This window comes from Cyanobium sp. ATX 6E8 (genome assembly GCF_024346335.1).
Classification (GTDB): domain Bacteria; phylum Cyanobacteriota; class Cyanobacteriia; order PCC-6307; family Cyanobiaceae; genus Cyanobium_A.
The window spans coordinates 178,611-198,293 of the sequence record NZ_JAGQCT010000003.1 but is presented as its reverse complement, the minus strand read 5'-3'; the positions used below and the strand labels follow the sequence as shown (position 1 = coordinate 198,293).

Here is a 19,683-nt window from a genome sequence, read left to right as displayed (position 1 = left end):
ATTAATCTTTCTATGTTTGAAGTGTCTACTTTGTAATCCACGGAAGACCCCAGCTCTCCTTGGTAATACGAAAGAATTTTTGCTAGTTCTAATATATCTTTGTACTGCAACTTGAACTCTACCTTCTCGCTAAGGAACTTTGATTACTTTTTGCTCCTTGACTTTGGCTTCTTGAGTTTTTCGTCACAATCAAGATAGTAATAAGAGTACCCGTCTGTAAAGTATTTGACTACCTGAAAGTGTTTTTTGTCCAGTGGTTTGGTTTTTTGGCAGCAAACGCATTTACGTTTCATGGCGCCTCTGTTTCATGTACAATGTCAAGATGATCTCTCTTCCAAGGAATAAAGGTGGTTGCGGTTACTTCCTCCAACTTATCAGGGTAATCACACTCAATAGCCGCGCCATAAAACTTTGTACGGAGGTCATTCGCTCTAATGGTCGATTTTGAGGAAGACCCATCAAGTCATCAACCTTCCATCCAGTATCCCACCGCCGTCCTGAACTGCGATGTCGCCTTCTCTTCCCACCATGTTCTCAGCCCACACATAGACCCACTCCTCCTCTTCAATAGGGGCCATGTGGCGCTTTTTGGACGGATTTACGCCCCTCTTGATGCCTGACCTTCACGGCGCTTTTCTGAGTTCCTCCCTTCTGCCCAAGCAATGTCCCTGATCCCCCGCTGGCGCTTCATGACCGATGAGGCGAAGGCACTCACCAAGCGCACGGCGGTCTCTGCCCTAGTGCTTCTGGTGGTGCTGTTGGTCTTTAGGACACTGGTGCCTTGGGTGATGGTGGCAGTGGTTGCCTGGTGGATCTGGAGGTCGGTTCAGCGGTAGTTGCCTGTGGGCGGCAGAAGCGCAACCATTTCGCCTCTACAGAACGGTTGCCCAATAAAAAAGCGGACCCGTCCAGGACCGCTCGATGACCAGAGCACATTCTACGAACTTCTGTAACGAACCGTGGATGCGCTGGGTTTTCAGGGTCGCTTTGACCAGATCCGCTCCAGTGCCCGTCTGAATTGCCCCTCGCTCATTGGTCGTGCCAGCTCTCGCCTTCTAAAGACGCTGCTGATCCACCAGACCTGAAGACCGCCAAAGGCAAGGGCGACTAATCCCAGTTGGATGGTGCCCCAGTTCAGGTGGTCCATCACACCGCCTGCTGATCCTTCTGCCAGATCCTCTCCAGTGCCTGCCTGAAGCGTTCGGTTCGTGAGGGGATCCCCAGCAGGTGCTTGCGGAACAGGGCGGTGAGGCGCCAGAACTTTAACCCAGCAGCGATCGCAAAGACCGCCCAGGGCACCAGCATCCACAGGGGATTGGTTGTCACCGATTCAGTGCCCATCGCAATGCCCCCACACCGATAGAGAGTCCCACCATCGTGTTCCAGGCGATTGCCCTGCGGGTGCTGAGGCGCTGAAGCAGTGGTGGCAGGGTCTGAGGTCGTTGAAGCAGCAGCAGGGTGGAGACCACCAGATAGGCGGTGGGTATGCCCAGTGCCAGTAGCAGTTCAGTGGTCACAGGCGACGCTTCTGGTGCCTTTGCTGAAAACGTAGGCACCTCAGTCAGTCCAGTGAGGCGCCTCAGGAGACTTCTTGACCTCAGCCCCCATCAGGAGTAGTACTGATGTTCTTGTCTCGCTGCTGTGACCGCCTCTGCCGCTTTGACCCACCCAGAGGAGTGGGATGACCTGGAGTGGGATGTCCTGAAACCATCCCGCACGGGGTCTGTCTGCATCACCTGCCAGTACTTCCGCTACGAGGTCGGCAGGCACTGCGTCACCCTGCTTACCTGCCCCCTCCATAGTTGGAGTCGGTAGTCGTGTCAATTGCCCTGGCGCTTATTTGCTAGCAGGCAAAGGGAAGGTGTGCCAGGCAGCACCTGAATACAAGGACATCATCTACCTTGGCGAGAACTCCAGCAAAACCTGCATCTTTCCCTACACCCGTGTGAATGCCGGTGATAGCAAGTGGTGCGTGACCTACCTCAACCCCTAGAAGGCCCACTCAAGGATGTCCATCAATCGCCCACAGCTATCCACCTGGTTCTGCTTGGTCTGGATGGTCGCCGGATCACCCTTCCCCACCTCACCCCCAGCAGCAGTGGGCTTAGGGAGAATTTGACGGCAGTGGAGGCGGATGCCTGGGGGCCGTTGCTGCTGCTCTTGTGAAGTTATTTGTTGGGCACTCCCGCCGTTGCAGATAATGGTTCTCATCAGTTGAGCACCCTGGGTGGATTGCTCCTCGTCCCCGCTACTGGATGCCCTGGATCACTTCCTGTATCGGATGGATGGTGACCCAGAGTTGGGGCGTGAGTTCTATGCCGCCACCACCCCAGAGGAGATGGTCGCCCTGGCGGAACACTGCGGGATTTTGATCGATGCCGATGACTTCCGCGCCCTCCTCAGAAGCGGCAGCACTGAGTTTTGGGTTGTTGGTGGAGATGAGGCCAGCAACCCCGTCGCCCATCTTCAGCGGGTCTTTCGCGTCTGATGCTCGGGAGGGAGTCTCAGGCGCTTTCCTGGGTCATGCAGAGGGTGATGGCTTGATTGCTGCGTTGGCGGAAATGCTGATTTTCAGAGACCAGTCTGATCGTGTCCTCACTGTGGTGGATGCCGAGCGGCTGAGGCGCATCAGGGTGTTCGTGCGCCATTCGCGCTGGGGTGGGTGGAGGAAGGGTTGCTGGGGATTCCGCCCGCACCAGCAGGAGACGCGGAGCGCATTGAGAAATCTCTTGTCCTAAACACTGTACTACTAGTGCCTAAAACTGATAAATGAGCGCTTAGTGTTCTGAGTCATTGAGCGATGTTCTGTTCGGAGCTGCTGTGTGTATCACTACGGATGGTTCTTCGGATTCCCTTTAGAAATGGTTGATCGTTCGAGGGCGGGAGATGGGTGTCGCTGGTCTGCCGTCGTTGCTTGCCCTTGTGGGTCTGCTCGGATTCCTGGTGGTGCGGATCGTGATCGGGGTGATTGCTTGAGCACCTTTTGGTGTGCCTCATACTCAGGGTCATGCCGAGGGCACCTGAGTTATGGTGCCCGATATGGCAAAGCAAGTTCGCCTGACCCTCGCCAAAGCAATTGCCAAAGCAAATTTGCGCCGTGCTGAGACGGGCGAGAAACCCATCACGATGAACGCGCTGGCCGTTCAGGCGGGGGTGGCGGCGACCACCATCACCCGACTGGCACGAAACGATCAGAAGGCGGCATCAGCGCTGTCGCTGGATCTGGCGTCCAAGATTGTGACGGTGCTGGATTGTGGGATTGAGGACTTGCTGGAGGTTGTTTAATCTGCACAAGTGACTTCCTTGATCCAGTTGGCGGGTCGCTCTCCCACTTGTTCCCTGCGCGTTGGTCAATGCCCCTGCCTTGCTGATAGCGGGTGAGTGCAGTCGCAGCGTTGATGAACCCTATCTCCAAACAACGGTCTAGTAGATTCCGCTCACGAAGGTTCAGGGTGTTGAAGGAGGTAAGAGGCATTCTCTCAAGAGACTGATGTCTCGTTTGATAGTCCCACTCTTTGTGCCTTCGTCGTCGCTTCATGAGTTCTTCGTCAGTGCACTCTCCAGGATGAATGCTGCCAAGTTGCTCATGGATCGACCTTCCATGGCGCTTCGTCTTTCCAAATTCTTGTAGGCAGCGTAGTTCAAGGCGATGGATAGCCTTTGTGGGGCGCGGTTGCCTGTGAAACCATCAGTCCCTCCCTCCTCTCTGCCGTACATCGCTAAAGCGGCTTGAATTCTTGTTCATCTTGTCGCGCCTTACCTTTCTTCTGTTTTTATGCGTGTACATTTGTTAAGCGCTCTCGCTCGCGGCACTCCTTTCGCGCGCCCCCCCCCTACTACCCTGCTTTAGGTTTTCTTAAGAGTGGCCGATTTAGGTTCGACCTGTAGTTATTACTGTCTGCGATATTTGCGTTTTTTATTTCAGCAGTCCCTCTCTGGAGCAAGACTCTTGGTTGATGACTCGCAGAAGGCAACAGATGCCTGGAAACTGGACCCATCCAAGATGCCCAGGCGTCTGGATCTCGAGCTGAGTGAGGAGGTCTATCAGGCGCTGGAGGCACAGAGCAGCCGCACGGGCCGCTCGATCCGCGACCTGGTGGAAGATTTCATCGCTCAGTCCGTTACGCCTCCGCTGCCACCCTTGTCCCATTCTTCCTAGGGGTTTTCGTGTCGCGCGGAAGGGGGAAGTCTCCTTGTTTCAGCGCATCCAGAAAGTCCTGCCAGCAGGAGGCTTGTTGGGCGATGCTCAGCACGGCACGGCGCCGCTCCGGCGTGATACCAATCACCAATGGTGTCAGGCGTTGGCTGATGGAGGGGTGCAGGCAATTCATCTGCCTTGGCTTGTGGAACACGTGCGTGAACGTATAGGCGCTGGCTGGCCTCAAGAGGGATTGGGGCTGATCTGCAGCAGCCCCCAAGCACGCTGCAGCGTTGTGGAGTCCTGCTTAACGCAGCGGTACCGTCGGCTCGCAATGGTCTGATCCCATGCCCTGGTTTGTGAAGCTGGAGGCGGGCCTGGTGTCCAAGCCGCAATTCGATGCGGTGATCCCAGCCCATTTGGCCTGGCTGGCTGATCTGGAGCGCAACGGCCACGCGCCCCGCAGTGGCTACTGGGCTGATCGGGTTGGCCGTAGTGGCGACGGAGCCGGTGGCATGTTGGTGTTTCGCGCCCGCGACTGGGCTGAAGCCGAGTTGCTGGTGCTGAGCGACCCGCTGATCCTTGAGGGCTGTGTCGACTGGACGCTGCACGAATGGGCGGTGGTCTTCCCGCGCCCGCACCTGGCTAGCTGTGAAACAGCAGCACCAAGCCTGAGTTGAGCTGGTGAAATTCCCGCTCTTCGCGGCGCAGGTCAAGCCCCACCTGCAGGCCTTCTTTGAGGGCGTCTTCGAACGGAGGGGAGCTGGGAGGTGAGCCGGCCTGCCAGAGGGCTGCGATGCCCACTGGCGTGGCGTGCCAGCGGAAGCAAGGGGTAAGGCCGATATTCGGCTCTCGCAGAGCGTCTTCGAGCAGGTCGCGAATTGGCATGGGCCCAGGAACGTCCCTGCAGCTTCGGTAGCTCCTGGTGTCGGGGCAATCAGCTGAGAGTTTTCGTGATGAACGACACCGCGGCCGCCATGGTTCCGGCGATGGCGAGCCACAGCGTTTCCAACCGACGGTTCAGCGCAAGGATGCGCTGCACCGCATCTGCATCGGCCGGCGGCAGGCCCTTGGCCAGCAAAGGTTTGCTGCGGATCTGGCCGCCGTAGCGGTTGCTGCCGCCCAGCTGCACCCCCGCGGCGTGGGCATAGGCCGCCTGGGAGACGCCGGCATTGGGGGAGGGGTCGGCGGCCCCCTCCCTTAGGGCTGCCGCCAGCAGCGCCCCGCAGTGGCCAGGGTGCCCCGCCGCCACCGCCAGGCTCAGGGCCGCCAACCGGCAGGGCAGCCACACCAGCAGGTCGTCGAGGCGGGCGCCGGCGGTGCCCAGCCAGCGCAAGCGGCCGCGGCGATAGCCCAGCATCGAATCCAGGGTGCTGGCCGCCTTGAAGCCCCAGGCCAGGGCCAACGGGCCGGGCAGGGCGGGGTTCAGGCTGCCGATCCCAGCCCCCACCAGCATCCAGAACAGCGGCGCAAACAGACCATCCACCGCATTTTCGCTGGCGGTTTCGGCGGTGGCTCGCAGGATCTCGGCCCGATCCAGCCCGTTGGTGTCGCGACCCACGATCCAAGCCAGGGCTTGTCGGGCGGCCATCAGGCTTTCGGGGGAACTCGTGTTCTGCGCTTCGGGATTCTGTACACGCTGTACGGAATCCGGTGGGAGCCTGTTCAGCACCTGTTGCACCGCCTGCTCCAGGCTCCGCCCGGCCAGGGCACTGGCCAGGGCGAACGTCAAGGTGGCGAGGCTGAGGCCAGCGGCCACCGGGCCGCGCGTCGCCAGTTCCCGCACCAGTTGCTCCAGGCACCAGCCCGCCAGGCCACTGCCGCCCACCAGGAGCAGCGTGATCAGGGCGCCGGCGAGGCGCAGCTTCCCGGGGGCATCACCCGCCCAGGCCTCAGCCAGCCGGCGCAGGCCCGTGATCCACCAGCCCATCACCACCACCGGGTGGAGGCACCAACGCGGGTCCCCTACCAGGCGATCGAGGCCGCAGGCGGCCAGCACCAGCAGCCAGGGCCAGGGGCTCAGGTCGCCTTCAGCCAGCTGAACATCGAGCGCAGGCCCTTGCCCACCTGCTCGATCGGGTGCTGGGCATCGCGCTCACGGATCTTCGCCATCTCCGGCTTGCCGGCCTCGCACTCGGCCACGAAGTTGCGGGCGAAGGTGCCGTCCTGGATGTCGGCCAGGATGCGCTTCATCTCGGCCTTGGTGTCGGCGGTGATCAGGCGCGGGCCGCTCACGTAATCGCCGTACTCGGCGGTGTTGGAGATCGAATCGCGCATGGCGGTGAGGCCGCCCTTCACCATCAGGTCCACGATCAGCTTCACTTCGTGCAGGCACTCGAAGTAGGCCAGCTCGGGCTGATAGCCGGCTTCCACCAGGGTTTCGAAGCCAGCCTTCACCAGCTCAGACAGACCGCCACACAGCACGGCCTGCTCCCCGAACAGGTCGGTTTCGGTTTCTTCCTTGAAGTTGGTTTCGAGGATGCCGGCGCGGGTGCCGCCGATGCCCTTGGCATAGGCCATGGCCAGCTCACGGGCCTTGCCGCTGGCGTCCTGATGGATGGCGAACAGCGCCGGCACACCCATGCCGTTTTGGTATTCCCAGCGCACGGTGTGGCCAGGGCCCTTGGGGGCGATCATCACCACGTCCACATCGGCTGGGGGCTTGATCAGCTCGAAGCGGATGTTGAAGCCGTGGGCGAAGCTGAGCACCTTGCCGGCGCTCAGGTGTGGCGCGATTTCCTTGTCGTAAACAGCCTTCTGGAACTCATCGGGCAGCAACACCATGATCCAGTCGGCCTTGGCGCAAGCATCGGCCACGCTCAGCACTTCGAGGCCGTCGGCCTTGGCTTTGTCAGCCGAGCGGCTGCCTTCGTAGAGGCCCACCACCACGTTGACGCCGCTGTCCTTCAGGTTGAGGGCGTGGGCGTGGCCCTGGCTGCCATAGCCAATGACGGCCACCGTCTTGCCGTTCAGCAGCGCAAGGTCGGCGTCGGTGTCGTAGTAGAGCTTGGCCATCGAGGCTTCGGGTCTGGGCAGGGCAAGGCCCGAGCTTACGCAAGCGCCTTTCAGGCCTCGCTGGGGTGGGCGATCACCCGGTCGATCAGGCCGTAGTCCTTGGCTTCGGCGGCGCTGAGGAAGTAGTCGCGGTCCGTGTCCTTCTCGATCTTCTCGAAGCTCTGACCGGTCATGTCGGCCATGCTGTGGTTAAGCATGTCCTTGAGGCGCAGGATCTCCTTCGCCTCGATCTCGATGTCGCTGGCCTGGCGCTGGCTGGTACCGCCCAGGGGCTGGTGGATCATGATCCGGCTGTGGGGCAGGGCCAACCGCTTGCCCTTGGTGCCGGCGCCCAGCAGGAAGGCGCCCATCGAGGCGGCCAGGCCCACGCAGATCGTCACCACGTCACTCTTGACATACTGCATCGTGTCGTAGATCGCCAGGCCGGCGGTCACCGAGCCCCCCGGGGAGTTGATGTAGAGGTAGATCGGCTTGGAGTTGTCCTCCGAGTCCAGGTAGAGCATCTGGGCCACCAGGGCATTGGCAACGGCGTCGTTCACCTCCGAGCCCAGAAACAGGATTCGCTCCACTCCCAGACGGGTGTAGATGTCAACCCAGCGCTCGTACTGGCTGCCGGGGAGGCGGTAGGGAACGCTGGGGGTGCCGATGGGCATGGGTTTGGTTGGGGTGGTCGGTGAATCGCGGGTTTGGAGTGCCTGGAGTGTGGCGGGCTGCCAGACGGGGGTTCAGCCCAGGCCGGCGGCCGTGGGTGGCGCGGTGGGCAGGTCTTTCTGGCTGGTGAGCACCCGGTCGATCAGGCCATACTCCATGGCCTCTTCGGCGGTGAAGTAGGTCATCCGGTCGGAATCGCGCGACAGCTGCTCCACCGACTTGCCGGTGTTGGCCGACAGCATCCCCAGCAGGGTGCGCTTGTTGTGCAACACCTCCTGGGCCCGGATCTGGATATCGGTGGCCTGGCCGCGGGCGCCGCTGCGGGGCTGGTGCAGCACGATCGAGGCGTGGGGCAGGGCGGCCCGGTGCCCCTTGGTGCCGGCGCTGAGGATCATCGCGGCGGTGCCCATCGCCTGGCCGATGCAGATGGTGTGCACCGGCGGCTTCACATAGCGGAGGGTGTCTGCGATGGCGAAGGCTTCGGTTTCAAAGCCAACGGCGTCGCCGGTGTACCAGCTGGTGCCGGTGGAGTTGATGTAGAAGAAGATCGGCTTCTCGGGGTTGTCAAACTCTAGATAGAGCAGCTGGGCAATGATCAGCTCGGTCACGTCGATGCCCATCTGGCGCTTGGCATCGTCGTCGCTGAATAGGGGCAAGCCCAAGTACACGATCCGTTCTTTCAGCAGCAGGCTCGGCAGATCGGGCGGCGGGGTGCGCATGACCGCGGAATCGCCGTAGTAGGGGGCTGACACCGACATGCGCGGTTAATGGAAAACACGTTTGTGGAGCCTAGCGGGGGCCATCGGTCTCCGGATTCGTCTGGGCCGAATTGGTCTTGCTGCGCTCGGCGTTGCGCTCGGAATTGCGCTCAAAGCGGGGTTTGCGCTTCGGGGCCGGATCGGGGCTGGAGGCCGGCGCCAAAGGTTCACTGCGGGCAAACACGATGCGTCCGGTGGGGTTTTGCAGGGCGCCGGTGATCACCACCGGCAGCCGTTCGCCGATGCGGCCCCGGGCCCCTTCCACCACCACCATCGTGCCGTCGTCGAGGTAGCCCACGCCCTGGTCGGCCTCCTTGCCATCGCGGGCGATCTTGAGCAGCAACTCGTCGCCGGGCTGCACCTCTGGCCGCAGGGCGATCACCAGCTCGCTGAGGTTGAGCACCCGCAGCGCCTTCACCTCCGCCACCTTGGCCAGGTTGTAGTCGGCGGTTAACAATGTGCCGCCGGTATCGGCGGTGAGTAGCAGCAGCTTGTCGTCGACGCCGTTGCCCTCGTAGCGGGTGCTGTTCACCACCAGCCGCCGGCCGTATTGCTCGCGCAGCTCGCTGAGCAGCTTGAGACCGCGGCGCCCGCGGCCACGCTTCTCGGCGTTGCCTGAATCCGCCAGGGCCTGCAGCTCATCGATCACGCTCTGGGCCACGATCACCTGGCCCTCCAGCAGCCCCGAGGCAAGCAGGCCGCGGATGCGGCCGTCGATGATCACGCTGGTGTCGAGGATCTTGGCGCTGGCGGGCTGCAGCACCCCATCGGCCACCAGCATGGCTTCGGTATTGGTGGGGTTGAACAGACGCAGCAGGGTGCGGCCATGCACCTCGGCGAGGTTGTAGCCCGACACCCCGAAAAACACATTGCTGAGCACTGCCGCCAGCGGTTTGACGAACACCACCTCCCAGGGAAGCGGCAGCAGCAGGATCGGGGCCAGCAGCAGGTTGGCCACCAGCAGGCCCAGGATCAGGCCGACGGCGCGGCTGATCAGCAGGTCGGTGGGCATGGTGCGCACCTGGGCCATCAGCTTGCGGCGCAGCTGACCGAAGAAAAAGCCCGCCAGCAGCCCGAAAAAGGCTCCGAACCCGCCCAGCACCGTGCGCAGCCCCTCGGGGTTGTCCACCTGCAGCAGCAGGGGCGCTGGCAGCAGGTCGACCCCCAGCCAGCCAGCGGCGGCCCCGGAGATCACAAACAGGATCAGGATGAGGGAGTCCACCATTCCCGTCTTGCGTGGCTGCCCATCCGTTCAAGGTTGCAGCATGCCTGATTTCCGCGCCATTGGCCTGAAGGGGTTCCCGCACTTGTTGTTGTGACTGCCCAAATCTCTGGCCCGCTTTGGCCGCCCCGCAGTGCCTACCTGCACATCCCCTTCTGCCACCGCCGCTGCTTCTACTGCGATTTCCCGGTGGTGCCCCTGGGTGACCGGGCCGGCGGCGAGCCGGGGGCGCCGGGTTCGGCGTCCATCGAGGCCTATCTCCAGTTGCTGCACCAGGAGATTGGCCTGGCTCCGCCGGGGCCGCCCCTGAGCACGGTGTACTTCGGTGGCGGCACCCCCTCGCTGCTCACCCCGGCCCAGGTGGGGGGCTTGATGGGGGCGTTGCGGCGGCGTTTTGGCCTGGCTCCCGCCGCCGAGATCACCCTGGAGCTCGACCCGGCCAGCTTCGATCAGGCGCGGCTTGCGGGCTACCTGCAGGCCGGGGTGAATCGGGTGAGCCTGGGCGGCCAGAGCTTCGACGACGCCGTGCTGGCGAGTCTGGGGCGCCGCCACTGCGGCGCCGACCTGCGGCAGGCTGCGGGTTGGCTGGCCGAGGCCCAGCGCCGCGGCGCCCTGGCGAGCTGGAGCCTGGATCTCATCCAGGGGCTGCCGGGTCAGGCGTCTTCCGCAGCGGCCCTGGCCGCCTGGCGCCAGCAGCTGGGTGAGGCGATCGCCCTGGCGCCGCCCCATCTCTCGGTCTACGACCTCAGCCTGGAGCCGGGCACCGTGTTTGCGCGGCGCCACCAGCGCGGTCAGCTGGAGCTGCCCGATGCCGACCTGGGCGCCGACCTGATGGAGCTCACCTGGACCGAGCTCAGCGCCGCCGGCTATGGCCACTACGAAATCTCCAACTACGCCCTGCCCGGCCACACCTCCCGCCACAACCGCGTCTACTGGAGCGGTGCCGGTTGGTGGGGCTTCGGCATGGGGGCGACCTCGGCACCCTGGGGCGAGCGGCTGGCTCGGCCCCGCACCCGCGAGGGCTATGCCGCCTGGCTGGCCCAGCCTCAGGGCAGCGGCGAGCCAGGGGATCCCAGGGCTGCAGCCGGGGTGGGAATGCCGATCGATGAGCGGCTGTTGGTGGGTTTGCGCCGCCGGGAGGGGGTGCATCTGCCCCAGCTGCTGGGCGAGGCCGGCTGCGCTCAGCTGCGTGAACGGCTCGAGCCGTGGTGGCGCCAGGGGTTGCTGCGGATTGAGGGCCCCCGCTGGCGGCTCAGTGATCCGGCCGGTCTGGCCCTCAGCAATGGGGTGCTGCGGGAGTTGCTGGCCTGGTGGCAGGAGCAGTTGGAGGCTCCTGGGCTGGATACTCCTGGGCGGCAATCCAGCGCCGCAGCGCTTCCACCCCCAGGGTCCGGCCCTGCAGCAGCGGTGGGCTGAAGGGTGGTTGCTGGCTGGTGAGCCCCAGCAGATCGGCCGTGACACGCACCTGGCCGTCGCAGCCCTCGCCGGCGCCAATGCCGATCACCGGCAGATCCAGCGTCTGCTGCAGGGATGCCCCCAGATCGGCCGGCACGTGCTCGAGCACCAGGGCAAAGCAGCCGGCCTCCTGCAGGGCGAGGGCCTGGCGCCGCAGTCGCTCCTGGCTGGGCGCGTCGTTGCCCTGGCGGCGGTAGCCCAGGCGGTGCACCGACTGGGGCGTCAGGCCGATGTGGCCCATCACCGGGATGCCGCTGCGCACCAGCCTGTCGATCACGGCCAGGGTTTCCGGTTCGGCGCCTTCGAGCTTCACGGCGGCAGCGGGGGTTTCCTTCAGCACCCGTCCTGCGGCGGCCACGGCCTCATCGGCGCTGCATTGGTAGCTGAGGAAGGGGAGATCGCAGATCAACAGCGGCTCCTGCCCGGGGGAACAGCTGCTGGCCAGGCCGCGCGCCGTGGCCCGGGTGTGGTGCAGCATCTCCTCGAGGGTCACCGGCAGGGTGGTGGCGTGGCCCAGCACCGTCATCGCCAGGGAGTCACCCACCAACACCGCATCGGCGCCGGCCTCGGCCACCAGCGCTCCGGAGAGGGCATCCCAGGCGGTGAGCACCGTGATCGGCAGCCCGGCCTGCTTGCGACTCGCCAGATCTGCGGGGCGCAGGGGCACGGACGTCGGTGCGGAGGATGCCATTGCTAGCATCAAATCGACTCGGACACATGCGGCTCCGACGCCCAAATCTGGTCAGGACCGGAAGGGAGCAGCCACACGGGATGCTCAGGGCAGGCGTGGACTCCGGGTCACCACTTTCAGGGGGTCGCCACCTTCAGGCCGGACCCCAGGCCGTGTTCAGAGTTCAATCGCCCCGTCAGGCCTTATGAATTGGCCTGACCCTGGCGGTTGAGCAGGAACGGCGGAATCTTGGCGCCACGCTCTTCCTGGTTGTTGCTGAACAGGGTGGTGCCGGCAAAGCTCACCGTGGTGCGCTCGCTGCGGTAGGGAGCACCGCTTTCGAAGCCGGTGGCGATCACGGTCACGTGGATCTCACCCTCGAGGCGCTCGTCTACCACGGCGCCCACAATGATGTTGGCGTCGGGATCAACCACGTCGTAAATCACCTCTGAGGCGGTGGTCATGTCCTCGAGGGTCATGTCCTTGCCACCGCTGATGTTGATCACGCAGCCCTTGGCGCCGTCGATGCGGGCCGACTCCAGCAGGGGGCTGCTCATCGCCGCCTGGGCCGCTTCGCTGGCCCGGGAGCGACCGGAGCCCACACCGATGCCCAGCAGGGCGGTGCCGGCGTCGGCCATCACGGAGCGCACGTCAGCGAAGTCAACGTTCACCAGCCCGGGCTTGGTGATGATGTCGCTGATGCCCTTGACGCCCATGCGCAGCACGTCGTCGGCGGCGCGGAAGGCCTCATTGAGGGGCGCTCCGGCGATGGCATCCCGCAGGCGGTCGTTGGGGATGACGATCAGGGTGTCAACGCTTTCGGCCAGGCGGGCGATGCCCTCCTCGGCCTGGCGCAGCCGCTTGCGACCTTCAAACCCGAAGGGCTTGGTGACGATGCCCACGGTGAGGGCGCCCACCTCTTTAGCCACCTCCGCCAGGATCGGCGCGGCGCCTGTGCCGGTGCCGCCGCCCATGCCCGCGGCGATGAACACCAGATCCGCGCCCTGCAGCGATTCCTGCAGTTCGGCCCGGGATTCTTCAGCCGCCTTCTGGCCGATCACGGGATTGCCGCCGGCCCCCAGGCCGCGGGTGAGTTTCTGGCCCAGTTGGATGCGCTTCTGGGAGGCCGACTGCAGCAGGGCCTGGGCATCGGTGTTGAGCACCCGATAGCCCACACCCTGGAGATCGGAGGCGATCATCCGGTTGACCGCGTTGCTGCCACCACCGCCAACCCCGATCACTTCGATGCGTGCCGACTGGCTGGGCACAATTCCGCCTGCGGTCGAACTGCCAAGCAACCCTTCGTTCGCGGGCTGGATACCGTTGAAAAGGGGGGACCCGGATTGGGGGGAGCTGTGGGTCATAGCGGCATTGGGGGAGGCGGCGGTGCTGTACATCTGCGGCTGCATTATGTCGGCCTTTGGCACCCCTGGATTCAGGGAGTGTCCCACCTTTGCGGGTTTCCTGGCATGGCCGTTGCCGGAATGCTCATCCGGGGGGTTTGGCTGGCTGGGCGGGCAAGGGCAGCCCCAGTTCCGGCTGTTCCGGATCGCTGAGGTCGATCGATTGAAGCCGCCGGCCCTTGATTCGCGCTGGCAATTCCTGTTGCAGGTGGCCGAGCACCTCGAGACGCCGCCCCAGTTGGGCGTCGGCTGGCCCCAGCCGCACCTGGCCGAGGCTGGTGCTCTCCAGCCAGAGGCTGCCGCCGGGCTCAAAGCGGATCTGGTGCAGGTCGGCTCCGAGCCGGTCGCGTTGCTCCAGCACCTGGGCCAGGGCGGGGCGGTAGCGCGGCTGCCAGCCCACCACCGTCAGGCCTGCGCTGGCCTTGGCGGCAACGCCCTGCCCCTGGCGGTTGCTCATCCAGTGGCCGAATCGGTCAACAAAGCCCTGCTCGAGGCCCGTGCTGGTGCGCCGCTGGGCCCGGGCCACCGCCTGGCGATCAACCAGTTCGATCCGCAGCCGCGGCGGCGCCATCAGCCGGCTCACCTGCACCTGCTCCACCGGCAGGGCGCCGGCGATGGCCTCGGCGATGCGTTTGGGCTGCAGGGCCAGCAGGGGTTGGGGGAAGCTCAGTTGGGCGGCCTGCACCACCTGGTCTGGCCCCACCTGCGCGCTGCCCACCACCTCCACCTGGCTGGGGCCGGTCAGCACCCAGCCCTGACGCAGCAGGCCGTAGCCCAGGCCGCCCGCCAGGCTGAGCAGCACCACCAGCCGCCAGAGATTGCGCAGCCGCTCGCGCTGCCGTTGCTGGCGCAGTTGGCGGCGGCGTTCCGACCCGGGCGGCGCAGGGTTGCCCTTCACCACCGCAGGCTCACCCGTCGACCTGGAATGGGGCTCACAGTTCGCAGCGGGAGCGGGACATCAGCTCGGCGATCCAGCGCCGGGCCCGCTCCGCATCGGCGAAGGGCAGATCCTTCTGCTCGCTTCCGCCCACCAGCCGCAGCCGGCAGGCCCCCTGGCTTTCCTCGGTCAGCGGCGCCTCGCCGGAGCCCAGCGACAGCAGTTCGACCAGCTCGAGCTGCTTGATCACGAAGGAGCCCTCCTCCTTCAGTTGACCAGCCTCGAAGGTGCACCAGGTGAGCACCCCATCCACCAGCCGGGCGGCGCCACAGCTGTCGAGCTTGGCCAGCTCGGAGCCTTCGGCCCACTCGCGGAACAGCCGCTGCCGCCGCCGCTCCAGCCAGCCCAGGGCGGTGAGCAGTACAAACACCAGTAGCAGTGGAAGCCACAGCAGTCCGTGCGTCATGCCAAGGGGCCTCCCAGAGGTGTTGCCTGGTGCCATTCTCGGGCCCCTTCCAGCAACTCGCCCACCAATTGCGGCAAGGGCACACCGCTGGCGGCCCAGAGCATCGGGTACATGCTCTGGCTGGTGAAGCCGGGCAAGGTGTTGATTTCGTTGAGCCACAGCGTGCCACTGGGCTCGCCGGGGTTGGCTTCATTGGCGCTGGTTTCGCCGTAGAAGAAATCGACGCGCGACAGACCCATCGCCCCCACCGCCTCACAGGCCTGAATGGCCATGGCCCGGGCGCGCGCGGCGATCCGCTCGGGCACCACGGCGGGGATCACGGTGTGGCTTTTGCCCTCGCTGTATTTGGTGTCGTAGTCGTACCAGTCGGCGTCGAAGCAGATTTCGCCCAGCACCGAGGCCTGCAGGGGCTGGTGGCCACCGCCGCGCACGGCGCACTCCAGCTCCCGGGCCGTGACGCCCTGCTCCACCACCAGGCGCGGATCGAGGGCGGCGGCCGTGCGCAGCCCGGCCAGCAGGCTGGCCCGGTCGGTGGCCTTGCTGATGCCCACTGAGGAGCCCAGGTTGGCGGGTTTCACAAAGCAGGGATAGCCGAGATCAGCTTCGAGCTTCGCAACCAGGCCGTCGGGATCCTGGGCAAGCTGGCTGGCACTGACGCAGGCATAGGGCACCTGGGGCAGCCCGGCGGCGGCAAAGGCGGCTTTCATCGCTTGCTTGTCCATGCCCACGGCCGAGCCGAGAACCCCTGAGCCCACGTAGGGCACCTGCATCAACGTGAACAGGCCCTGGATCGTGCCGTCTTCGCCATTGGGGCCATGCAGCACCGGCAGCCACACCGCCACCTCCAGGGCGCCGGCGGGAAAACCGCGGAATCCAGGCTCAGGCAGGGGTTGGGGCAGCTGGTCGGGGGGTGCGGGCACGCCCTGGGCCAGCACGGCCTCGGCCACATCAGGGCCCCACCAGCGGCCTTCGGGATCGATGTAGAAGCAGCGCAGGGCATAGCGCGCGGCGTTGTCGGGATGGCGCACGGCGGCGGCCACGGTGGCCGCTGAGCGGATCGAAACGGCGTGTTCGCCGGAAGCCCCCCCAAAGATCAGGCCAACGGCAAGGGGGGTGGGTGTCATGCCGTCTGCAGGGTGAGCCAGGGGCCCAAAACTCAGGCCAGTTTGCCGCTGAGGGAGAAGGCCCGCACGTCTTCGATTTGCACCGTCACCAGCTCGCCGGGGGCGATGGTGCGGCCATCGGAGCGCTGGGCCGGGAAGAAGGTGAGGCGGTTGGTGCGGGTGCGGCCCATCATCTGCTCGGGATTCTTGGGGTTGGTGCCCTCCACCAGGATCTGCTCGCGGCGGCCGGCGTAGCGGGCGCTGCGTTCCCGGGCGGTGCGCTCCACCAGGGCATTGAGCTCCTGCAGCCGCTCCACCTTCACCGCCTCGCTGAGCTGGTTGGGCCAGACGGCGGCGGGGGTGTTGGGCCGCGGCGAGTAGGCGGCAGTGTTCACCGCATCGAAGCCGATCTCCTCGATCAGATCGAGGGTGCGGCGGTATTGGGCGTCGGTTTCGCCCGGGAAGGCCACGATCACATCGGCGCTGATCGCGGCATCGGGCATGCGCTCGCGGATGCGCTCGACAATGCGGCGGTAGCGGTCCACCGTGTAGCCGCGGGCCATGGCCTTGAGCACGTCGTCATCGCCGCTCTGGAAGGGCACGTGGAAGTGCTCGCACAGCTTGGGCAGGTCGGCGCAGGCGTCGATCAGCCGCTCGGTGAAATAGCGCGGATGGCTGGTGGCGAAGCGGATCCGCTCGATGCCCGCCACGTCGTGCACGTGGTGGAGCAAGTCGGTGAGGGTGTGGGCGCGCCGGCCTTCGGCGGTGATGCCGGGCAGGTCGCGGCCGTAGGCATCGATGTTCTGGCCCAGCAGGGTGATCTCCTTGAACCCCCGTGCGGCCAGCCCCTCCATCTCCAGCTTGATCGCCTCAGGCAGACGCGATTGCTCCTGGCCCCGCACCGACGGCACCACGCAATAGGTGCAGCGCTCGTTGCAGCCGTAGATCACGTTCACCCAACCGCAGATCGTGCTGTCGCGGCGGGCGGTGGTGATGTCTTCGAGGATGTGGTGCTCGCCTGTGGCCACCACCTGTTGGCCCTGCTCCACCTGGGCCAGCAGCACATCGAGGCGGTTGGCGTGCTGGGGCCCCATCACCAGATCCAGCTCGGGCACGCGCCGCAGCAGCGATTCGCCCTCCTGCTGGGCCACGCAGCCGGCCACCACCAGGGTGAGGTGGGGGTTGGTGCGCTTGCGCTGGGCCTGGCGACCCAGATAGCTGTACACCTTCTGTTCGGCGTTGTCGCGGATCGTGCAGGTGTTGTAGAGAACGAGATCAGCCTCCAGCTCGGCTGGAGCCTCGCGGTAGCCCATGGATTCGAGGATCCCGGCCATGCGCTCGGAATCCGCCTTGTTCATCTGGCAGCCGAAGGTGGTGATCCAGTAGCTGCCGCGGGTGCTGAGCGTGGTGGCCGTCATCCGATCAGTTTCGGCCATCGGGTTCCGCACTTGGGTTGCTGGTGGTAGGTCGTGGGCAAGGGCTGGGGAATGGCGCTGGCTGGTGTTCCGAAATCTGTACGGGTTGTACGGATTTCAGGAGGCATGTCAGACGCGTGCCGTCCTGGTTGTGCCAGCTTGATGGCAGCGCTCCATCCCCATGCGCCTGAGCCTGCGCCGGTTTCTGCTCACCAAGGCTGTGCCCCTGGCCATCAGCCGCGGCACCACAGCGGCTGTGGAGCACCTGCTGGTGAGCCTCGAGCACGACGGGCTCACAGGCATCGGTGAGACCGGCGGCTTCGACACCGGCCATCGCCACTACGCCACCGACGCCGTTGCGGCGGAGCTCGAAGCCCTGGCCCCCCAGCTGGGAGCCCTGGCGCCGGAGCCGCTCCAGGCCCTGGAACCACTGCTGGCTGGCCTCAGCCCGCCGGCGCGCTGCGGCCTCGATCTGGCCCTGCACGACTGGTGGGGCCAACGGCTGGGGCAACCGCTGTGGCGGCTCTGGGGCCTGGATCCGGGAGCCCGTGTCGCCACCAGCGTGACCCTCGGCTTAGGCCCCCCCGAGGCTGTGCTGGCGCGGCTCGAGCGCTGGTGGCTGCAGCTTCCCGCCACCCGCATCAAGCTCAAGCTCGGCAGCCCCGAGGGGGTGGCCCACGACCTGGTGCTGCTGGAGGCCGTGGCTGCAGCCCTCGAGCAGCGGCGCCAGAGCACCGGCGTGGCCTGCGAGCTGCAGGTGGATGCCAACGGCGGTTGGGATCTGGGCACGGCCCGGGCCATGCTCGTGCCCCTCGAGCGCGCTGGGGTGGTGCTGCTGGAGCAGCCCCTGGCGCCGCTGCTGGATGCGGAGCTCGACACGGCTGGCTTCGAGGCCCTGGAGCTCGACTGTCCGATGCCCTTGGTGGCGGATGAGAGCTGTTGGGACCTGGCCGATCTGGTGCGGCTGGCTCCCTATGTGGACGGCATCAACATCAAGCTGCTCAAAAGTGGAGGTCTCTCCGAGGCTTTGCTGATGGCCCAGGCGGCCCGGCGGCTGGGGCTGGGGGTGATGGTCGGCTGCTACTCCGACGCCGCCCTGCTCAACGGTGCCGCCGCCCAGCTGCTGCCCCTAGTGACCTGGCCCGATCTCGACAGCCACCTCAACCTGCTGGACGACCCCTTTTCTGGCCTTGACCTGGCGGGCGATCGGCTGCTGCCGCCGGCCGGGCCTGGTTTGGGCATTGGGCTGAGAGGCGATCAGGCATGTTGAGCGCCAGCGCCCCGGTCGTGCTGCTGCAGCACGGCGGCCTCGACGACCTCTCCGGCAAGACCGGCCTGGCGATGCTGCGCTACCGCTCCGGACCGATCGTGGCGGTGATCGATCCGGCCTTCGCTGGCGCCTCGCTGGAGGCGATCACGGGCATCGACCGGGCCGTGCCGGTGGTGGCCGACATGGCGGCGGCCCTGGCCTACGGGCCCGAGGTGGCGGTGGTGGGGCTGGCCCCCTCCGGTGGCCGCTTGCCCGCCGCCATGCGCGCCGATCTGCTGGCGGGGCTCCAGGCCGGGCTGCACCTGGCCAGTGGACTGCACAGCCGGTTGGGGGATGATCCGGCCCTGGCGGCGGCCTGCACCCGCCCCGGCCAGTGGATCTGGGACCTGCGCCAGGAGCCCGAGGCGCTGGAGGTGGCCACGGCGCGGGCGGCGGCTCTTCCTTGCCGGCGGCTGCTGGCGGTGGGATCCGACATGGCCGTGGGCAAGATGAGCGCCTGCCTGGAGCTGCAGGCCGAGGCTCGGCACCGGGGCCTCGATGCCCGCTTTGTGGGCACCGGCCAGGCGGGGATCCTGATCGCCGGATGCGGAGTGGCCCTCGATGCGGTGCGGGTGGATTACGCCGCCGGGGCCGTGGAGGCGGCGGTGCTTCAGGTGGCCGCCGGGGCCGGGCCCGAGGCCCTGGTGCTGGTGGAGGGGCAGGGGTCGCTCTGCCACCCGGGCTCCACCGCCACCCTGCCGCTGCTGCGCGGCAGCCAGCCCACCGACCTGCTGCTGGTGCACCGCGCCGGCCAGCGCTTCGTGCGCAGCCGGCCTGGGGCGGCGCCGGTGGCGATTCCACCGCTGCCGGAGCTGATCGCGGCGCTGGAGGCCCTGGCGGCCTTGGGCCGGCCCGATGGCCTGCGGCCCCGGGTGCGGGCCGTGGCGCTCAACACCGCCCGGCTCAGCAGCGCAGAAGCCGATGCCGCTCTCGTGGCCACGGCCGCCGAGACGGGTTTGCCCTGCGCCGATCCGGTGCGGCAGGGGGCGGGTCTGCTGCTGCAGGCCCTCTTGCCGCAGGGCGCGTTGCAGCAGGGCGGCACAAAAAAGCCGCCTCCACCAGAAGCGGAGACGGCTAGGGCATCAAGGGCGAGCGAGGGGACTTGAACCCCCGAATGGCGGCGCCACAAGCCGCTGCCTTAACCACTTGGCGACGCCCGCCGTGATTGCCAACAATGTACCAAGCCACCGACAGGGATTGG

The 19,683-nt window shown here is 65.8% G+C and carries 22 protein-coding genes, 1 tRNA gene, 1 other RNA gene and 1 pseudogene; 9 read left to right on the top strand and 16 right to left on the bottom strand.

The features are described 5' to 3' along the window. Nucleotides 1-662: 662 nt before the first annotated feature. Complete coding sequence (locus KBY70_RS04640) at nt 663-836, top strand: hypothetical protein (protein WP_254987582.1); 174 nt, start codon at nt 663-665, stop codon at nt 834-836. Nucleotides 837-1,146: 310 nt separating this feature from the next. Here the strand turns inward: KBY70_RS04640 and KBY70_RS04635 are convergent, their stop codons facing one another. After that, a complete protein-coding gene (locus tag KBY70_RS04635) occupies nt 1,147-1,326 on the bottom strand; it encodes a hypothetical protein (RefSeq protein ID WP_254987581.1) in 180 nt (59 codons plus the stop codon). Nucleotides 1,327-2,281: 955 nt separating this feature from the next. Here KBY70_RS04635 and KBY70_RS04630 point away from each other — a divergent pair. Further along, nucleotides 2,282-2,488, top strand: coding sequence for a hypothetical protein (locus KBY70_RS04630; RefSeq protein ID WP_233128612.1), 207 nt, complete (start codon nt 2,282-2,284; stop codon nt 2,486-2,488). A gap of 16 nt (nt 2,489-2,504) precedes the next feature. Here the strand turns inward: KBY70_RS04630 and KBY70_RS04625 are convergent, their stop codons facing one another. Continuing rightward, nucleotides 2,505-2,648 (bottom strand): hypothetical protein, encoded by a 144-nt coding sequence (locus KBY70_RS04625; RefSeq protein ID WP_254987580.1) that lies wholly within the window; start codon nt 2,646-2,648, stop codon nt 2,505-2,507. A gap of 391 nt (nt 2,649-3,039) precedes the next feature. Between KBY70_RS04625 and KBY70_RS04620 the strand changes: the two genes are divergently transcribed. Beyond that, nucleotides 3,040-3,285, top strand: a complete 246-nt coding sequence (locus KBY70_RS04620; RefSeq protein ID WP_158217103.1) for a helix-turn-helix domain-containing protein — start codon at nt 3,040-3,042, stop codon at nt 3,283-3,285. Between the two features lie 249 nt (nt 3,286-3,534). On the opposite strand, the gene KBY70_RS04615 is transcribed toward KBY70_RS04620, so the two are convergent. Beyond that, the gene (locus KBY70_RS04615; protein ID WP_254987579.1) at nt 3,535-3,717 is read right to left on the bottom strand and encodes a ribbon-helix-helix domain-containing protein; all 183 of its coding nucleotides are present in this window, start codon (nt 3,715-3,717) and stop codon (nt 3,535-3,537) included. A gap of 286 nt (nt 3,718-4,003) precedes the next feature. Between KBY70_RS04615 and KBY70_RS04610 the strand changes: the two genes are divergently transcribed. Both KBY70_RS04610 and KBY70_RS04605 read left to right on the top strand, forming a co-directional pair. After that, entirely contained in the window at nt 4,004-4,159 is a 156-nt protein-coding gene (locus KBY70_RS04610; protein ID WP_254987578.1) for a hypothetical protein, read from the top strand. A gap of 326 nt (nt 4,160-4,485) precedes the next feature. Further along, the gene (locus KBY70_RS04605) at nt 4,486-4,818 is read left to right on the top strand and encodes a YciI family protein (RefSeq protein WP_254987577.1); all 333 of its coding nucleotides are present in this window, start codon (nt 4,486-4,488) and stop codon (nt 4,816-4,818) included. Here KBY70_RS04605 and KBY70_RS04600 read toward each other — a convergent pair. The 6 genes from KBY70_RS04600 to KBY70_RS04575 form a co-directional block, all read right to left on the bottom strand. Beyond that, nucleotides 4,784-5,026, bottom strand: a complete 243-nt coding sequence (locus KBY70_RS04600; protein WP_094559668.1) for a hypothetical protein — start codon at nt 5,024-5,026, stop codon at nt 4,784-4,786. The two genes, KBY70_RS04605 and KBY70_RS04600, sit on opposite strands and share 35 nt — an antisense overlap. Nucleotides 5,027-5,075: 49 nt before the next feature. Then, complete coding sequence (gene cbiB, locus KBY70_RS04595) at nt 5,076-6,137, bottom strand: adenosylcobinamide-phosphate synthase CbiB (RefSeq protein ID WP_254987576.1); 1,062 nt, start codon at nt 6,135-6,137, stop codon at nt 5,076-5,078. Between the two features lie 20 nt (nt 6,138-6,157). Further along, the gene (gene ilvC / locus KBY70_RS04590) at nt 6,158-7,153 is read right to left on the bottom strand and encodes a ketol-acid reductoisomerase (RefSeq protein ID WP_254987574.1); all 996 of its coding nucleotides are present in this window, start codon (nt 7,151-7,153) and stop codon (nt 6,158-6,160) included. A gap of 50 nt (nt 7,154-7,203) precedes the next feature. Then, nucleotides 7,204-7,806 carry an ATP-dependent Clp protease proteolytic subunit gene (locus KBY70_RS04585; RefSeq protein WP_254987572.1) on the bottom strand — a complete coding sequence of 201 codons (603 nt, stop codon included), beginning with the start codon at nt 7,804-7,806 and terminating at the stop codon, nt 7,204-7,206. 72 nt (nt 7,807-7,878) lie between these two features. Further along, nucleotides 7,879-8,562 (bottom strand): ATP-dependent Clp protease proteolytic subunit, encoded by a 684-nt coding sequence (locus KBY70_RS04580; protein WP_094559672.1) that lies wholly within the window; start codon nt 8,560-8,562, stop codon nt 7,879-7,881. A 31-nt stretch (nt 8,563-8,593) separates the two neighbouring features. Continuing rightward, nucleotides 8,594-9,787, bottom strand: a complete 1,194-nt coding sequence (locus KBY70_RS04575; RefSeq protein ID WP_254987570.1) for a PIN/TRAM domain-containing protein — start codon at nt 9,785-9,787, stop codon at nt 8,594-8,596. 90 nt (nt 9,788-9,877) lie between these two features. Between KBY70_RS04575 and KBY70_RS04570 the strand changes: the two are divergent. Continuing rightward, nucleotides 9,878-11,173, top strand: a pseudogene (locus KBY70_RS04570) (coproporphyrinogen-III oxidase family protein); the annotation flags it as partial. On the opposite strand, the gene panB reads toward KBY70_RS04570, so the two are convergent. Then, nucleotides 11,061-11,900 (bottom strand): 3-methyl-2-oxobutanoate hydroxymethyltransferase, encoded by an 840-nt coding sequence (panB, locus tag KBY70_RS04565; protein WP_254987621.1) that lies wholly within the window; start codon nt 11,898-11,900, stop codon nt 11,061-11,063. The pseudogene KBY70_RS04570 and the gene panB sit on opposite strands and share 113 nt — an antisense overlap. Nucleotides 11,901-11,945: 45 nt before the next feature. Between panB and ffs the strand changes: the two genes are divergently transcribed. Further along, nucleotides 11,946-12,042, top strand: an RNA gene (gene ffs, locus KBY70_RS04560) — signal recognition particle sRNA small type. Between the two features lie 70 nt (nt 12,043-12,112). Here the strand turns inward: ffs and ftsZ are convergent. The 5 genes from ftsZ to miaB form a co-directional block, all read right to left on the bottom strand. Further along, entirely contained in the window at nt 12,113-13,273 is a 1,161-nt protein-coding gene (ftsZ, locus tag KBY70_RS04555) for a cell division protein FtsZ (protein ID WP_409996021.1), read from the bottom strand. A 124-nt stretch (nt 13,274-13,397) separates the two neighbouring features. After that, nucleotides 13,398-14,213 (bottom strand): cell division protein FtsQ/DivIB, encoded by an 816-nt coding sequence (locus tag KBY70_RS04550; protein WP_233128478.1) that lies wholly within the window; start codon nt 14,211-14,213, stop codon nt 13,398-13,400. 31 nt (nt 14,214-14,244) lie between these two features. Beyond that, nucleotides 14,245-14,655, bottom strand: a complete 411-nt coding sequence (locus tag KBY70_RS04545; RefSeq protein ID WP_094559674.1) for a hypothetical protein — start codon at nt 14,653-14,655, stop codon at nt 14,245-14,247. After that, nucleotides 14,652-15,779 (bottom strand): D-alanine--D-alanine ligase family protein, encoded by a 1,128-nt coding sequence (locus KBY70_RS04540; RefSeq protein ID WP_254987568.1) that lies wholly within the window; start codon nt 15,777-15,779, stop codon nt 14,652-14,654. Before KBY70_RS04540 ends, KBY70_RS04545 begins: the two co-directional genes overlap by 4 nt. 32 nt (nt 15,780-15,811) lie before the next feature. After that, nucleotides 15,812-17,194 (bottom strand): tRNA (N6-isopentenyl adenosine(37)-C2)-methylthiotransferase MiaB, encoded by a 1,383-nt coding sequence (gene miaB / locus KBY70_RS04535; protein WP_233128479.1) that lies wholly within the window; start codon nt 17,192-17,194, stop codon nt 15,812-15,814. 160 nt (nt 17,195-17,354) lie between these two features. Here miaB and KBY70_RS04530 point away from each other — a divergent pair, with 160 nt between their 5' ends. Further along, nucleotides 17,355-18,443 carry an enolase C-terminal domain-like protein gene (locus KBY70_RS04530; protein ID WP_254987564.1) on the top strand — a complete coding sequence of 363 codons (1,089 nt, stop codon included), beginning with the start codon at nt 17,355-17,357 and terminating at the stop codon, nt 18,441-18,443. Further along, nucleotides 18,437-19,588, top strand: coding sequence for a DUF1611 domain-containing protein (locus KBY70_RS04525; RefSeq protein ID WP_094559677.1), 1,152 nt, complete (start codon nt 18,437-18,439; stop codon nt 19,586-19,588). The genes KBY70_RS04530 and KBY70_RS04525 overlap by 7 nt, the downstream gene beginning before the upstream one ends. On the opposite strand, the gene KBY70_RS04520 is transcribed toward KBY70_RS04525, so the two are convergent. Beyond that, nucleotides 19,570-19,642: transfer RNA gene (locus tag KBY70_RS04520), tRNA-His, on the bottom strand. The two genes, KBY70_RS04525 and KBY70_RS04520, sit on opposite strands and share 19 nt — an antisense overlap. Between the last annotated feature and the right edge of the window lie 41 nt (nt 19,643-19,683).

Coding starts and splice junctions, on each gene's coding strand:
- KBY70_RS04640 (WP_254987582.1), top strand. CDS start 663: ATGTCCCTGATCCCCCGCTGGCGCTTCATGACCGATGAGGCGAAGGCA.
- KBY70_RS04630 (WP_233128612.1), top strand. CDS start 2,282: ATGGATGGTGACCCAGAGTTGGGGCGTGAGTTCTATGCCGCCACCACC.
- KBY70_RS04625 (WP_254987580.1), bottom strand. CDS start 2,648: ATGGCGCACGAACACCCTGATGCGCCTCAGCCGCTCGGCATCCACCAC.
- KBY70_RS04620 (WP_158217103.1), top strand. CDS start 3,040: ATGGCAAAGCAAGTTCGCCTGACCCTCGCCAAAGCAATTGCCAAAGCA.
- KBY70_RS04615 (WP_254987579.1), bottom strand. CDS start 3,717: ATGTACGGCAGAGAGGAGGGAGGGACTGATGGTTTCACAGGCAACCGC.
- KBY70_RS04610 (WP_254987578.1), top strand. CDS start 4,004: ATGCCCAGGCGTCTGGATCTCGAGCTGAGTGAGGAGGTCTATCAGGCG.
- KBY70_RS04605 (WP_254987577.1), top strand. CDS start 4,486: ATGCCCTGGTTTGTGAAGCTGGAGGCGGGCCTGGTGTCCAAGCCGCAA.
- KBY70_RS04600 (WP_094559668.1), bottom strand. CDS start 5,026: ATGCCAATTCGCGACCTGCTCGAAGACGCTCTGCGAGAGCCGAATATC.
- ilvC (WP_254987574.1), bottom strand. CDS start 7,153: ATGGCCAAGCTCTACTACGACACCGACGCCGACCTTGCGCTGCTGAAC.
- KBY70_RS04585 (WP_254987572.1), bottom strand. CDS start 7,806: ATGCCCATCGGCACCCCCAGCGTTCCCTACCGCCTCCCCGGCAGCCAG.
- KBY70_RS04580 (WP_094559672.1), bottom strand. CDS start 8,562: ATGTCGGTGTCAGCCCCCTACTACGGCGATTCCGCGGTCATGCGCACC.
- KBY70_RS04575 (WP_254987570.1), bottom strand. CDS start 9,787: ATGGTGGACTCCCTCATCCTGATCCTGTTTGTGATCTCCGGGGCCGCC.
- ftsZ (WP_409996021.1), bottom strand. CDS start 13,273: ATGACCCACAGCTCCCCCCAATCCGGGTCCCCCCTTTTCAACGGTATC.
- KBY70_RS04545 (WP_094559674.1), bottom strand. CDS start 14,655: ATGACGCACGGACTGCTGTGGCTTCCACTGCTACTGGTGTTTGTACTG.
- KBY70_RS04540 (WP_254987568.1), bottom strand. CDS start 15,779: ATGACACCCACCCCCCTTGCCGTTGGCCTGATCTTTGGGGGGGCTTCC.
- miaB (WP_233128479.1), bottom strand. CDS start 17,194: ATGGCCGAAACTGATCGGATGACGGCCACCACGCTCAGCACCCGCGGC.
- KBY70_RS04530 (WP_254987564.1), top strand. CDS start 17,355: ATGCGCCTGAGCCTGCGCCGGTTTCTGCTCACCAAGGCTGTGCCCCTG.
- KBY70_RS04525 (WP_094559677.1), top strand. CDS start 18,437: ATGTTGAGCGCCAGCGCCCCGGTCGTGCTGCTGCAGCACGGCGGCCTC.